General features: G+C 70.9%; 8 protein-coding genes and 6 pseudogenes. 11 read left to right on the top strand and 3 right to left on the bottom strand.

The annotated features are described in order from the left end of the window. Window positions 1–442 precede the first annotated feature (442 nt). From FF86_RS49345 to FF86_RS49325, 7 genes and pseudogenes are all read left to right on the top strand, one after another. Window positions 443–712: pseudogene (locus tag FF86_RS49345) on the top strand (hypothetical protein); the annotation flags it as partial. 1 nt (window position 713) lies between these two features. After that, the coding region (locus FF86_RS49340) for a hypothetical protein (RefSeq protein ID WP_242418827.1) at window positions 714–1,828 on the top strand (1,115 nt) is incomplete at its 5' end. A 76-nt stretch (window positions 1,829–1,904) separates the two neighbouring features. Next, window positions 1,905–2,381: pseudogene (locus FF86_RS64130) on the top strand (SCO6880 family protein); the annotation flags it as partial. 33 nt (window positions 2,382–2,414) lie between these two features. After that, the coding region (locus FF86_RS15375) for an SCO6880 family protein (protein WP_242418826.1) at window positions 2,415–3,407 on the top strand (993 nt) is incomplete at its 5' end. Next, window positions 3,407–4,391: pseudogene (locus tag FF86_RS49335) on the top strand (conjugal transfer protein TraC); the annotation flags it as partial. The gene FF86_RS15375 and the pseudogene FF86_RS49335, both read left to right, overlap by 1 nt. Window position 4,392: 1 nt before the next feature. Further along, window positions 4,393–5,099, top strand: a pseudogene (locus FF86_RS49330) (conjugal transfer protein TraC); the annotation flags it as partial. A 1-nt stretch (window position 5,100) separates the two neighbouring features. Further along, window positions 5,101–5,482: pseudogene (locus FF86_RS49325) on the top strand (conjugal transfer protein TraC); the annotation flags it as partial. On the opposite strand, the gene FF86_RS15365 reads toward FF86_RS49325, so the two are convergent. Continuing rightward, window positions 5,449–6,429: an SCO6745 family protein gene (locus FF86_RS15365; protein WP_128423307.1), complete on the bottom strand. Its 981-nt coding sequence runs from the start codon at window positions 6,427–6,429 to the stop codon at window positions 5,449–5,451. The pseudogene FF86_RS49325 and the gene FF86_RS15365 sit on opposite strands and share 34 nt — an antisense overlap. A 250-nt stretch (window positions 6,430–6,679) precedes the next feature. Further along, window positions 6,680–7,222: a YbhB/YbcL family Raf kinase inhibitor-like protein gene (locus FF86_RS15360; RefSeq protein WP_044885410.1), complete on the bottom strand. Its 543-nt coding sequence runs from the start codon at window positions 7,220–7,222 to the stop codon at window positions 6,680–6,682. A gap of 133 nt (window positions 7,223–7,355) precedes the next feature. On the opposite strand from FF86_RS15360, the pseudogene FF86_RS49320 reads away from it, so the two are divergent. Together FF86_RS49320 and FF86_RS49315 are read left to right on the top strand one after the other, a co-directional pair. Continuing rightward, window positions 7,356–7,551: pseudogene (locus FF86_RS49320) on the top strand (P-II family nitrogen regulator); the annotation flags it as partial. 1 nt (window position 7,552) lies between these two features. Continuing rightward, window positions 7,553–7,694: P-II family nitrogen regulator (locus tag FF86_RS49315; protein ID WP_304438147.1), on the top strand; the 142-nt coding region annotated here is incomplete at its 5' end. A 566-nt stretch (window positions 7,695–8,260) separates the two neighbouring features. Here FF86_RS49315 and FF86_RS15350 read toward each other — a convergent pair. Beyond that, on the bottom strand, window positions 8,261–9,130 hold the full coding sequence (locus FF86_RS15350; protein WP_044885408.1) for a DedA family protein: 870 nt from the start codon (window positions 9,128–9,130) through the stop codon (window positions 8,261–8,263). A 563-nt stretch (window positions 9,131–9,693) separates the two neighbouring features. Here FF86_RS15350 and FF86_RS15345 point away from each other — a divergent pair. Both FF86_RS15345 and FF86_RS35955 read left to right on the top strand, forming a co-directional pair. After that, window positions 9,694–10,905 carry a lipase family protein gene (locus FF86_RS15345; protein ID WP_242418825.1) on the top strand — a complete coding sequence of 404 codons (1,212 nt, stop codon included), beginning with the start codon at window positions 9,694–9,696 and terminating at the stop codon, window positions 10,903–10,905. Window positions 10,906–12,439: 1,534 nt separating this feature from the next. After that, window positions 12,440–12,699 (top strand): hypothetical protein (locus FF86_RS35955; RefSeq protein WP_055867039.1); only part of this gene is annotated, 260 nt, incomplete at its 3' end.

Raw genomic sequence — 12,699 nt, 5'->3', positions numbered from 1 at the left:
ACGATGCCATCACCGGGACACTGCGAAATCGCGAGCCTTCCCGGATTAGAAAGATGTACGAGTCGATTGCGCTACCTGAATCTTCTAAGCGGATCGCTGACCTGATCATCAAGAATGATGAAGACAGCNCTAAGGCATACGACGTCCCGTCGATTCAGAGTCCCAACTTTAGCCTAATCGGGCGAGGAACGGGATATGCGGTCCGCTCTTACAATGAAAATGAAGCGAATGTAACCATCTGGGGCACTATCGCATTCGGAATTTATGGGAATCCAAACCCCAACCTAGCACCTAGGCAGGGCTGGGGTACGGACTTCTGTCAGATCGTATGGAATGAGGGGGACTGGAAGCTTAAGGACGCGAGCGACGGTCCAGCACAGCCGGATATTACTGAGCGCGCTGCCGAAGGTTTCAAGGAATTTCTATTGGTCGGAGCCGGTACGTGACCGAAGGTAACGAAGTTCTTGCCGCACCCTTCAGTTCCCTGAATCCCCTAAGCGCAATTAAGGGCGCTATTTCGGGGAGCGTGGATGCCTACTTCAATTCGATGGGGACTGCGTTCTGTGGGATGGCCGCGGACCTGTCGAGTTCCGTGTTCAGTTTCGCGGCGCAGAAGACGACCATCGATCTGAAGGCCGACTACGTCGTCGAGAACTACAACATCGCGTTCGGGATCGCGGTGTTGATCGTCACCGGCCTCTTCCTCTGTGCCNGCATCATGGGGGCGGTGCGGGGTGACCCGCACATCTTCGTTCGGGCGCTCACGGCGACCGGCACCTCGATCCTGGGCTCCTTCATCGCGCTTGCCCTGCTTCAGATGATTCTGACCGCCTCGGACGGAATCGCCGACGCCTTCGGCAACGGGAAACCGCTGGGATCCGATCTCGTGGCTCAGGTACGCGCGCTACCGGAACAGGGCAACTTCGCCCTCGATCTCGTGCTGTCGCTGCTCGTCGCGATGTTCTCGTTCGCGCTGTTCGTGGTGCTCTACATCCGCAAGGTCGCGATCATCGTGATGGCGGTCTTCATCCCGCTCTACCTCGCCGGGCAGCCGACGATGTCGACGAGCGCCTGGCTCAAGCGTGCCACCGAACTCCTCCTGGCCCTGATCTTCGCGAAGCCAGTCATATATGCCATTTTCACGCTCGGCGCCGGGATGGCCAGCGACTCGACCGGGTCTACGGTCGATCAGACCCTGACGATCCTCGGCGGGACCGTGGTCATGATTGCCGCGGTGTTCGCCCCGTTCGTCCTCATGCATCTGATGGGATTCGCCGACGTCCATCTGATGCGGGCCGTCGGCTCGGCGGGCCGGCGCAGCGCCGCATCCTTCGGCCAGGGTGCGGGCGCGCTGCTCGGATCGACGTCCCGGGAGACCTTCCGCGGAATTGGTGCCCGGCTCCAGACGCGTAATCGCGGCGTCCTCGGAGACACCGGCGGCATTGGTATGGAGCCCGGACTCGCTCGGCCGGCCGCGCTACGGACCGGACGCAGTGGAATCGGCGCGCCCGTGGGTGGGTCCTCCCGGGCCGGTGCCGCGACCGCGTCGGTGCGGGGCTCCGGCGGCAGACCCCGGACCGGCGGCTCCGGCGCGGGCGGCGCCGTGCGGCAGCCAGCCCGGTCCGGCGGCCCCAGCCGGACGGCCGTCCCGGTCGGCGCCAGTGCCCGGCCGAACGGTGCGACCCCCCGGACGGCCGCCCGCGTAGCACCGGCCAGGAACGGCGCGTCCCCGCGGACGAGTCAGGCCCGACCGCCGGTCGCTCCGGCGGCCCGACCGGCCACGGTCGCGGCACCAAAACTGCCACCGTCCCGCACCGGCGGTCAGTGAGCACGACATGCGAGCTGGCCGCAGCGTGCGGGCGGCCGGCACCGCGCAGAGGATCAACCGGCGAGTGAGGTAGTAGATGGTCGCGGAACGCAGCTATCGGTTCGGACCGCTCGAACGCGGCGGCGTCATGCTCGGCATGCGCTGGCCACAGCTCGCTCTGATGATCGGCGTGATGCTCTGCGTCCTCGGCGCCCTCCGGTCACCGTTGGTAACCATTCCGATCTGGGTGCTGCTCGCGGTGGCCCTGCTGTTCGTCGCCTTCGTCCGGGTGGAGGATCGTAACCTCGACCAGTGGGTGCCGATCCTTTTCGGCTTCACGATGCAGAAGGTGACGGGCGAGACGGTGTTCCGTGGCGCGTTCTTCCGGCTCGGCGCCGGGGAGGACCAGCTCAGCCGCACGGTCCTTCCCGGGCCGCTGTCCTCCCTGGTGATGTTGTCCGTCCCGGTCGGTGGCGGCCGGTACGTGGCGGTGGTCAAGGACGCCAAGAAGCAGACCTACACCGCCGTCCTGCAGGTGCAGGGCAGCCAGTTCGCTCTGCTGGAGTCCGGTGACNAGCAGGCCCGGGTCGACGCCTGGGGTGAGCTNCTGGCCGGGTTGACGGCCGGCGGCGGCAAGCTGTCCCGCATCCAGTGGCTGGAGCGCACCCTGCCCGATTCCGGGGACCAGCTCCAGCGCCATTGGCGGGTGCGCGGCCACCATGACGACTCCTGGGCCGCGGATGCCTACCAGCAGGTCATCGACGCCGCCGGTCCCGTCGCCCAGCGGCACGAGACGTACCTGTCGTTCCAACTGCGCGCCAAGGACGCCCGTCGGGCGATCCAGCGGGCGGGCGGCGGCGACCAGGCAGCCTGCGCGGTCCTGCTCGGCGAGCTGCGCACGATGGAGGCGGCGCTCGCCCGGGCGTCGATCAACACGGTCGGCTGGCTGCCCCCGCGGGCGCTGGCTGCGGTCATCCGCACGACCTACGATCCGTACTCGATCGAGATGATCGACGCTCGCGGCGGCGCGAGCACCGACCTCGCCGGCGGGTTGAAGGGCCTGGCGTCCGGAATCGACCCCGCGGTGGCCGGACCGGTACGGACCGTCACCGCATGGGATCACTACCGTACGGACTCGGGCTTCCACACCACCTACTGGATCAACGGCTGGCCCCGGGTGCCCTCGCCCGCCGCCTTCCTCGCCCCGCTGCTGATGGAGACGACCTGTCGGCGCACGGTGTCGCTGGTCGTCGAGCCGCTGCCCGGCCGGAAGGCGGAGAAGGCGGTGAACCGGCGGCGGATGGCGCACCTCGGCGAACAGCAGATGCGGGACAAGGTCGGCAAGGTCACGACACAGCGGGACGTGGCCGAGGCCGACGAGGTGGAACGGCGCGAGCAGGAGCTGATCGCCGGTTTCGGGGCGTTCCGCTTCCACGGGTTCGTCACCGTCTCCGCCGACGATCTCGATGGCCTCGCCGACGCCTGCGGCGAGGCCGAAACGCTGGCGTCACGCAGCCGGCTGGAGATGGTGCGCCTCGTCGGGGAACAGGACCAGGGCTTCAGCGTCGGGGCCCTACCGTTGGCGGTGGGAGTGGCGTGATGAACGGCAACGGCAACGGAGCGGTCGACGGCAACGGAGTGAGCCCCGATCCGGCGAGTTCGGCCGGCGGTCGGGGCGGCTTCATACCGATCCCGGCCGCGTACCCGACGGGTGACCTCGCCTCCGCGGTGGCCGGCCCCAACGGGGCCACCCCCGAGGCCGCCTACCAGGCGAACGGGTATGGCGGCGCCGGCGACGAGGTCGGATACGACGGCCAGCCCGGATACGACGACAGGCCCGGGTACGACGGCCAGCCCGGGCACGAGGACGAGGCGGGCTTCGAGGATGCCGGCTTCGACGACCTCGACCCGCCCAGCTACGACGAGGCCGGCTACGACCCGGACGGCTACCAGGCCGCGGCCTACGAGGCGGCCGGGCACGACCCGGGACGTGACGCCGAGGGTTTCGTCGACCTGGGTGGCGGTCCCCGCCGGCGCCGGTCGACTCCCCCGGCGGCCCCGTCGCCCCGCCGCGGCCGCCGGGCGGAACGGGCAGCCGCCGCCGCGGAGAAGGCCGCGATGCGTCGCGCCCAGGCGGCGTTGCGCCGCGGGGCGCAGCCCTCGAAGCTGCTCGGCCCCTTCGCCGGGCGTGCGTACCACAAAATGCGGCTGCCCGCGCATATGGAGACGACCGCGCAGATCGCCGGGATCTACCCGTTCGTGGTCGACTCCGGGCTGGCCGCACCCGGGATGTACATCGGCCGGCACGTCTGGTCGGGGAACTCGTTCGACTTCGACGTCTTCGAGCTGTACCGCCAGCAGGTCATCGAGAACCCGAACTTCGCCGTGTTCGGCGCGGTCGGTTCCCGCAAGTCGGCGCTGCTCAAGACGCTGATCTCCCGCGGCGCGGCGTTCGGCTACCAGGCGGCGGTGCCCTGTGATCCCAAGGGCGAGTACACCCGGCTGGCTCGCCGGCTCGGCTGTGAGCCCACCTACATCGGTCCGGGCATGGCGACCCGGCTCAACCCGCTGGACGCCCCGCCGCNCCCGATGGGCATCGCCGACGCGGACTGGGCCCGGGAGGTCAAGCGGGCCAGGTCGTCGCTGCTGTCGTCGCTGATCGAGACGGCGAAGGGCGTGCCGCTCACCCCGGCCGAGCACACCGCCGTGGACCTCGCTCTCGACGTCGTCACCCGGCAGATCAGCGGGGCGTCGCCGGAACGCTGGGCGACCCCGCTGCTCCCGCACGTCCTGGAGGCGATGACCGATCCCGCCGAGGAGGACTGCGTCAACCTTCCGATGACGGCCACCGAGCTGCGCGACGCCTCCCGGGACGCCACCCTGACGCTGCGCCGGCTCACCCACGGCGCGCTCGGCGGACTGTTCGACGGGCCGACGACCTCCCCGCTGGACTTCGACCGGCCGATCGCGGTACTCAACCTGGAGCGGGTCCAGGGCAGCGACGAGATGATCGCGCTGATCATGACCTGTGCGCAGGCGTGGATGGAAGCGGCCCTGATGCGCCAGGACGGCGTCCAGCGCTATGTCGTCTACGACGAGTGCTGGCGGCTGATGCGCTTCGCCGGGCTCGTCCGCCGGCTCTCGGCGCAGCAGAAGCTCGCCCGCCAGTGGGGCTGTGCCAACGCGATCGTCGCCCATCGCATCTCCGACCTGCTGTCCGCCTCCCCGGACTCGGTGGAGATCGCCAAGGGGCTGCTCGCGGAGACGGCGATCCGCATCCTGTACAAGCAGGNGTCCGACCAGATCGCCGACACCCAGGAGGCGCTCGGGCTCACCGACGTCGCCGCCGACCTGCTGCCGCGGCTCGATCCGGGCTTCGCGCTGTGGCTCATCGGCGCCCGCGCCTTCTACGTCGAGCACGTGGTCGGCGACCTGGAGATCCCGGTGGTCCTGAACGGGTCGAAGATGCACGGCGAGGTCGACGACACCAACCTGACCCCGGACGACCTCGATCCGGCGGAGCTGGACCCGCCGGATCTCGGTCCGGCTCGGCCGCGCCGCAGCGGCGCCGAAGGCGTCGCCGACGACGCAGGGTTCGACGGCGACGCGTTCGGCGAGGAGCCGTTCACCGGAGGCTACGGCTACCCCTCGGTCGAGCCCAGCTCCACCGGCTGACGCAGCTCCACCGGCGGACGCAGGTCCGCCATCGCCCGCTCGGAGGACGGCGGCCAGTCCAACCCGATGGGGTTGGGCCAGGTGAACCCGCCACCCAGCGCCACCCGCTCGGCGAGCCCGTACAGCGTTGCGTACAGGTCACCGAGCTCCGCCGCGCTCAGGGCCAGGTAGGGAGTCGAGGCCAACTGGTCGGTGGCGTCCTCGATCCCGGCCCGGGCCTGGGCGCCGAGCTCGGTCAGCGCGCCGTCGGCGGTGAGCCAGCCCCGCGCGGCAAGGTTGTGGACCGCGTCCGCCCACTCCCGCTCGCTCCAGCCGCGCGAGATCCGTAGCTGCTCACCGGGGCTGCGCCCGGTGGCCGCGGCGAGGACCAGCGCCTCGCAGGGGCCGACCTCGGCGTGCACGAGGGCGGCGATGTGCCCGTCGCCGCGATGCTCCCGCAGCGTCGTCAGCGCCTGCCAGAGCGCCAGGTGCGGCTCGGCGGGCAGGGGCAGGGCGGCGTTGGCGGCGGCGAGCGGCCGCCCCGCGGTGACCGCGGCCGCCGCCGCCCGGGCGGCGAGCGCCGCGGCGCGCCGCACCGCCACGCCCGTCGTGTCCAACCCCCACAGCTCGCGCAGGACGGCGTCGATCGCCGCGAGGCGGGCGTCGAGCAGCCGGGCCGGCGAGGAGTAGGCCCAGACGTCGGGCACCGAGCGCGCGATCCGGCGCGGCGCGAAGTTGTAGAAGGCCGAAGTAATCATCGCCGCGGACGCGGCCCCGAGCGGGGCGGCCCGCATGCCGATGTACCCCATCCAGAAGCCGTGGGAGCCGGCCTCCTCCCCGAAGCGGCGGACCGCGGGGTGGAAGTAGATGATCGCGTGGATCGGCTCCCCCACCTCCCAGATCCGGCGGGCGTCATAGGCGCCGGCCGCGCCGACACCGCTCACATCCGTCTGTCTACCGTCGCCCATGCAGTTCCTCCCGAGCGTGAGTCGGTTCCAGACTCCCCCCGTGCGGGGGCGGTATGCCAGGAAAAGACGTCATGACCGACCGTCGGCCGGGGCCGACACCCCGGCCAACGGTCCGCTTCCAGCGGGAACGCGGTGGAAACGCGACGGAAATGACGGTGCTTCGGTTCCCACCGTGGTGCCGGGGGGGTCGCCCGCCACCGCCTGCCGCCGCCCGCCGCAACGGCGGGGGGTGCGGCCGGCCGGCTGATACTCAGTGCTGGTAGGTCACCCGCAGCACGGCCCGGGCGAGGGTGTGGAAGGCGAGGTTGAAGCCGACGACCGCCGGCGAGACCTCGTCGTTGATCTCCAGCTTGGGCACGTCGACCGCGTGCACGGTGAACACGTAGCGGTGCGGCACGTCGCCCTGCGGGGGCGCGGCGCCGCCGTACTCCTTGGTACCCCAGTCGTTGCGGACGTGATACGCCCCGGGCGGCAGGCCGGCGGACGCACCCCCGCCGGCACCGCGCGGCAGCTCCGTCGCCGAGCCGGGAAGGTCGACCAGCACCCAGTGCCAGAAACCGCTGCCGGTCGGCGCGTCCGGGTCATAGGCGGTGACGACGAAGCTCTCCGTCCCGGCGGGATGACCGGACCACGACAACTGCGGGGAGAGGTTCGCGCCGCCGGCGTCCTTGTACACCTGGTCAAGCGGCATGACTCCGCCGTCGACGAGATCCGTGCTGGTCACGTCGAATGACGGGCGCACGGGGAGCACGTCATACGGGTCGGGGGGAGTTCCGCGGTCGAGCAGGGACATCTACTATTCCTTTCGTTGCACCATCCGATGACNTTCCCGATCCGATGACGTTCCCGAGACGAAACCGTCACCTGTCGGCTCTACGCTTCCCCGCGATGAAACCTCACCCTGGAAGCGAGGACGAGAAAACGCCGTGAAACTGGTCACCGCGATCCTGCGCCCCCATCGCGTCGACGACGTCCGGGCCGCCCTCGGCACCTACAGCATCCATGGTATGACCCTCAGTCAGGTGACCGGATTCGGCACCGAGCTGTGGCGCACCGAGACATACCGTGGACGGACGTTTCATGACGAGTCGGTGAGCGCCGCGCGGATCGAGTGTGTCGTCGNCGATTCCGACGTCGAGGACGTGGTGAGCGTGATCCTGCGCTCGGCCGGGTCGACGGCGAGCGGGGCCGGGAAGATCTGGGTGCTGCCCGTCGAGACGTTGACGCGGGTGCGCACGGGCGAGCGCGGGCTCGACGCGTTGTGATCAGGACCGCGGCCTGCTTCGGGGCCCGGTCTGAACGGCGCGGCGGGGCGCCACGGGACGCACCGGGACAGGCCTGGTGCCGTGCGCCGCAGACCGATCGGCCACCCGCTTCGAGTGAGATGATCGTCACATTTTTCTGACATTGCTCACGCTACCTGCATTTCCGTACTTCGGCGAGCGATCAGCGGGGCGACAATGCCCCGTTGACCCGATACGGTTGAGAGGTCCCGGCGGGCGTCCCGTCGACTCCCCCCGTATCGGCGCGGAGCCCGTCGGGACCCATCTGGCCAGGCCGTTTCCCCTTGAACTGGCGGCTTCCTCGCAGCCTGGCGGCTTCCTCGCGGACGGACCGGCGTCGCCGCGGCGTCGCACTCTGCGGGGTGCGGCGCCGGCCGCCAGAAACCGCCCGGCGCGACCTTCCCGCCAAGCCGACGGCATCGCCGCCCACGCCGAGTCGCCACACCGGCCACTCCGGAAGCGCCGGTCCGGCGCACTGTGACCCGCGCCGGATCCCTCAGAAGCACCGCGATCTTCCGGTGAAGGCGCCGCGTCGGCCGCTGCCGGGCTCAGTCCCGGGCGGTCTCGCGGCGATGGGCCGCCGAGTGACGACCACCGCCACCACCACCGCCGCCGCCACGGCGCAGGCGCATGGTGACGGACGGGTCTGCGCCCTGGTCCTCGCCCTGGCGCCAGCCGTCCTCGTCGCCGCCGTCGGCCGGCAGACCGTCGTAGCGGTCCTGACCCCCCGCCGGAGCCTCGGTCGTCGGACCGGCCGCGGCGGTCGCCCGCGCACGCTTCCGCCGGTTCCGGAGGTATTCGACCATGATCGGTACCACCGAGACCAGGACGACCAGGACGAGCATGGCCTCGATGTTGTTGCGGATGAAATCTATCTTTCCGAGATAGAAGCCGAGCAGGGTCACTCCACAGCCCCAGAGCAACCCGCCGATGATGTTGTAGATGGTGAACATCCGGTAGTTCATCCGACTCGCCCCGGCGATGACCGGGGTGAAGGTCCGCACGATCGGAACGAACCGGGCGAGCACGATGGAGCGCGGACCGTTCTTCGCGAAGAACGCCTCCGCCTGCTCGACGTACTCCTGTTTGAACAACCGGGAATCAGGGCGCCGGAACAGCGCGGGGCCGGCCTTTCGGCCGATCAGATACCCCACCTGGTCACCCGCGACCGCCGCCAACCCGATCAGGATCATCGCGACCGGCAACGGCGTGGAGACCTCGTCCCTGGCGATCAGCATCCCCATGGTGAACAGCAGGGAGTCACCGGGCAGGAAGAACCCGATCAACAGCCCCGATTCCGCGAAGACGATCAGCAGGACGACGGCCAGCCCCGCCTTGATGAGGCTGTCAGCGCTGATCGCGCTGGGGCCTAGGGCGAGCGTGCTCGACGCGAACGTGCTCGACGCGAACGTGGTCACAATCGCGGGCCTCCGACGGCTTCGGGCGACGGGTCGGACGCGTCCGTTGAGATGACGGTGACGTCCNCCCCNCCGCNCCGGCCCCGCCTGCGGACACCGTAAGGGTATCGAGCGCCCGGGCAGCCACGACCGGCACCTGCGGGTATCTGCCCCGATCCACAGAAGGTCCACAGTTCCGGTCCACATCGGGCGCACGGATCGGCCTCGCGCGGGAACCCGTCGGAAGGAGCCGTCGGAAGGAGTCGTATGGCGCCGGCCGGACCGTCCGCGGCTGATCCAGCCGCGCGGCTCCTCCGCCCCGGCAGGGCAGGGAACGAGCCCGCATCGACCGTCAAGCCGAGGACGACACGGACCGTTACTTGTACGACGGAACAGAACCATAGTCTTCATTCGTGCTTTTCTCGTGGCTCGGTCCGGACGATGATTCACCGACTTCCACCGGTCCGTGCCCGATCCCATCGGACGTCCGGGAGCACTGCTGCCGTTCCCCGGCCGCACCCGGCGCCGCCGGCCGGCCCGCACGGCGGGGGTCCGAGCGCCGGCCCGGTCCCAGAGTGGTCCGCGTGCCGCTCCTCGTGCTGCTTGTCGTGCTGGGGCTGATCCCGCTGGCCAGCTGCGGCCGGCGGGGCGACATCGACGGCGGGCAGGGCATCGCGAGCAGCGACGACGCACCCGCGGCCGCTCAACCGACCCGGCCGCAGGGTGCCGCCGGGGAGCTGCTCTCCCGGGAGGTCGTCACGCCGGCCCCGGCCGGCATCCGCGCCTGGCGGGTCATCTACTCGTCCCGGCCGACCGGCAAGGGCGCAGGCGCGGTCTCCGGCATCGTTCTTGCTCCGGGCACAGATGTTCCAGTGCCCGCCGGCGGCCGCAAGGTCGTGTCGTTCGGACACGGCACGACCGGCATCCAGGATTCCTGTGCGCCCTCGCGCGCCCGGCCGCCGCTGGCCGCGGCCGCCTGGACGTTCCCGCTGGTCCGGGCCGGATACGTCGTCACGTTGACCGACTACGCCGGGTTGGGTGTCCCCGGCGAGCATGCGATCTACGTCGCCGCCCCCGAGGGGCGGGCGGTGCTCGATGCCGCCCGCGCCGCCCGCTCTCTCACCGAGACGGGGGCCGGCCGCGATGTCGTCCTCTGGGGTTATTCACAGGGCGGGCAGGCGGTCCTGGCCGCCGGCGCGCTGGCCGCCGGCTATGCCCCGGAGCTACGCATCCGCGGCGTGGTCGCGACCGCGCCGCTGGCGGACCTGCCCGCCTCGCTCGCCACGCTGCAGCGCGGCGCCGACGGCGTCGGATACCTGCTGCTGGCGATGATCGGGTTGTCCGTCGACGATCCGCGGATCGACCTGGACCGCTACCTGACCCCGACCGGCCGGCGGCTGCTGGCGGTCGCGCGCACACGGTGCGCCGACGAGGTCACCAGGGCGAGCGTCGGCTCGACGATCCGTACGGCCTTCACCGCGGATCCGCTCACGCACCCGCCGTTCGCCGCCGGATTCGCGCGGCAGCGGGACGAAATCATGCGACGAATGGCTCCCACGCTCATCCTTCAGGGTGACCGCGACAAGATCATTCGCCAGCCGGTCACCGACGACGTGGTCAGCCGGCTGTGCGGCGAGGGCACGACGGTGGACTACCGGCGCTACCCGCTGGCCGACCATGGCTCGATCCTCGGCGCGTCGATGAACGACCTGATGAGCTGGGTCGCGCAACGCTTCGCCGCACGTCCGCCGGTGGTCGCCGACAGCTGCCCACTCGGCGCGGCCGCCCGCAGGTAGGCCCTGTGGAAAACCTCGGGGTGCCCCACTGACGGTCACGGTTGAATCGGTGCACGGTCCCCACGCGGGATCGGCGTCCGCCCGGTGGCCACGGTGCCCACCCTCGCTGACCACGGCCACGCCGAACCCGACGAGTGCCCCGCCGCACGGTGACCACCCCGGCTGCAGGGCAGGACAGACGATGCCCACCACGGAGCTGGGGACAAGCCAGCAGGGGGCTCGGGGGTGCCGAGCCCGGCAGCGCCTGTGGGCACCGTCCAGGCAAGGCGGCGGCGACCCGGCAGGCGGCCGTCGCCGCCGCACCGTTCCAGTCCACGGTGCCCACGGATGGCCTGTGGATTTCCGAGCCGCCGGGTTTCGGGCTCCAACCCGGGTAACCGTTCGACACAACAACCATGACCGGTCGGGGCGACGGCAGGTTCCGTGACCGCACTGCTGTGGACAGGTACCCGACGGATCGCGAACGCGACGTCCGCCCGGGCACGCGACCCCGTCGGGGTCAGCGTCCGGCCCCAGCACGATGCCCGGCGCCGAGCCCCGTAGGAGCAGGACGGGAGCCCGGGAAGGCGACNGTGGCGCGCCCTTCGCCACGAGTTTGCTCGACCCTGTGGATAACGTCCGACCGTTACCCACGCTGCTCATCCGTGGGCATGGTGCCCAGCACAGTGCCCCTCCTCGAGGCTGGTCGGTAGGGGGCGGGAAGTTATCCACAGGACGCGTGGCGTGCGGCGCCGAAGGTGGATCCCGGGGCCCCGGCTGGCGACCGGCGACGGCCGCCGACCTCCCTGTGCATAACCGAGATAGCCCCTGGTCAGCCGGGCTGTGCGTGACTTGATGCGCGGTTCCGGCCGTGGGCATGGCCGGTCCGCACGGGTGCCCTCCCCGCGCACCGATGAGCCGGGCCGCTGCCCATCGCCGGTCATGCGGACGCCCGCGGACCCGCCGCCGCTTGTGCACCGAACGCGCGGGGCTCCCGCCGGGCGCCGGGCCGCCCGGTGGAGCGCGGGCCCCGGAGGCAGGCGACGCCGACGGTCACCGTCACCCCTGTGGACAGCTCGGTCCCCCGCGCCGGTTCGGCGTGCTCACGCGATCATCCGTCGCTGCCGGCGGTGAAAACACGATGCCCGCGGACGGGGGCCGGTCGGCAGCAACGCTCTCCTTGCGGGGGGAGCCTGTGGAAGGCGCGATGCCCATGGACGGTGTGCTGGCGCCGGTGCGGGTCGTCCGCGGGCAGGCACCGAGGGCCCGCTGTGGATGGTGTACGTCCGGCCGCGCCCTCCTCGACGTCGTCCCCAGGCGCCGGGGACGACGATGCCCACCGGAGAGCTGGGGACAACCGCCACGCGGCCCACCCCGGGTTCCCGGACGACAGCCGCGCCCCCGCGCACTCGCCAGAGGTTGGGACACCGCGCCCGCGCCCGCGGATTTCCGGCAGGCGCACCCGGGGTGGTCATGGGCGGGCCTCGGTCTGACCCGGCATTGCGCCGCACGGTGCCCGCGGGAGATCCGCGGTCACCGCGCCCCGGCCGCACCCGTGGACACCGTCGCCGGCCCGGCGGTGACGACGGAGTCGGATCCGCGCGACGGCGCTGATCCGCGCACGGTGCCCACGGATGACATGTGGACTTCCCGGCTGGCGGATATCCCCGTGTTTCGCACTTCGGATTCTGCTGCGCCGACCGGCCCCTGTGATCTTGTTTTCGGGTCATGGGGGTTAGGTGGGGTCGATGCCGAGGAGGTCGAGCAGGTGCTGTTGGAGTGGTCCGGGTCTGGGGATGTAGGCGGGCTGGCCGG

The organism is Frankia sp. CpI1-P (assembly GCF_001421075.1).
GTDB classification, from domain to species: domain Bacteria; phylum Actinomycetota; class Actinomycetes; order Frankiales; family Frankiaceae; genus Frankia; species Frankia torreyi.
This window is presented reverse-complemented; position numbering and strand designations above follow the sequence as displayed.

Excerpts from the sequence above, each read along its gene's own strand:
- FF86_RS15365 (WP_128423307.1), bottom strand. The coding sequence starts at position 6,429 with ATGGGCGACGGTAGACAGACGGATGTGAGCGGTGTCGGCGCGGCCGGC.
- FF86_RS15360 (WP_044885410.1), bottom strand. The coding sequence starts at position 7,222 with ATGTCCCTGCTCGACCGCGGAACTCCCCCCGACCCGTATGACGTGCTC.